This window comes from Phytobacter sp. V69, from assembly GCF_965644215.1.
In the GTDB taxonomy this organism is placed as follows: domain Bacteria; phylum Pseudomonadota; class Gammaproteobacteria; order Enterobacterales; family Enterobacteriaceae; genus Phytobacter.
Genome location: NZ_CBFFRL010000450.1, coordinates 1 through 1,041 on the forward strand (window position 1 = coordinate 1; position 1,041 = coordinate 1,041).

The window sequence follows — 1,041 nt, forward strand, 5'->3', positions numbered from 1 at the left end:
TATCGGTAGTTAACCCTTCCTCCTACACTCTCCACAATCATGTCCGAGCGTTGCACTTATTATCTGAATTCGCGGATGACTCTTTGATATCTTTTGTTTTTTGATTATTCATTTCATTATCCTTTTTGTTTTATTATTTAGGTTTAACACGCGAGTTTGAAATGGCATTATCAATCCATGCATCAATCTCACTTTCCACAAAAGCTACACATCTTGCCCCTATGATTACCTTATCCGGGAACCGTCCTTCTTTGATAAGTTCATACATTGTGGTTCGACTAAATCCGACTCTTCTCAGAACTTCAGGGATACGGATTAATGTTTTTCCTGCGATGTCATTTCTCATTTGTCTTTTCCTCTGTTGTTTCGACAAGAGCTATAGTAGGAAAAATTGAGATCGCAGGATGCAGAGATTGGCAAACAAGATTTTTATGAGGAAGTCGAAAGAAATGATTTTCGGGGAAAATGGGAGTTTGTGGATTTCGCTGGTTTTGAAGAATGGGGACCAGACTTGACGGTAGTCCCCTACGTGCAGGAAGTAAGTTACTTCCCTTTTCTCTCGTCTTCCTCTTCTTTTTCGTTCATCTTCATCGCTTCGGCTACCTTGGTATCCATCATGTAATCGTTTTTACTCAGCCAGAGGTTAAACAGTCGCTCAAATTCGCGCTTGAGAACCTTTTCGGCAAACGGCTTGTCGGTATCCTTGATTTGAGAGCCGCCTCTGATGACCTCAGAGTCGTTAGGGTAGAGGAGACGGGAAAACTGCTCATAAGAAATTTTGGCATCATTGGGCTTCGCCCAAAGCATCAGATCCAGCATTGGGATAACCCTGAGGTTGATCACCTTTTTGACAGTGCTTAATCCGAACCGAAACGAACCAATTGCTGGCTCGCCAACGGTATGCTCCTTTCGCCATTGAGGAAGCATTCTTTTGATATGCTCAATAACCTCATCGTCAGTAAGGAACTTAGATAGTGTCGTCACGAGGATAAAAATCATTGATAATAGGGCCTTCTAATCAGAAGGCCCTATTATCATGAC

General features: G+C 42.2%; 2 protein-coding genes. Both read right to left on the minus strand.

The annotated features are described in order from the left end of the window. Positions 1–133 precede the first annotated feature (133 nt). Positions 134–346: a helix-turn-helix transcriptional regulator gene (locus ACSZPU_RS25895; protein WP_499004479.1), complete on the minus strand. Its 213-nt coding sequence runs from the start codon at positions 344–346 to the stop codon at positions 134–136. A gap of 197 nt (positions 347–543) precedes the next feature. Continuing rightward, entirely contained in the window at positions 544–999 is a 456-nt protein-coding gene (locus tag ACSZPU_RS25900; RefSeq protein WP_499004481.1) for a DUF6387 family protein, read from the minus strand. Between the last annotated feature and the right edge of the window lie 42 nt (positions 1,000–1,041).

Bases quoted from the DNA above. Each gene is read 5' to 3' on its own strand.
- ACSZPU_RS25900 (WP_499004481.1), bottom strand. From the start codon at position 999: ATGATTTTTATCCTCGTGACGACACTATCTAAGTTCCTTACTGACGAT.
- ACSZPU_RS25895 (WP_499004479.1), bottom strand. From the start codon at position 346: ATGAGAAATGACATCGCAGGAAAAACATTAATCCGTATCCCTGAAGTT.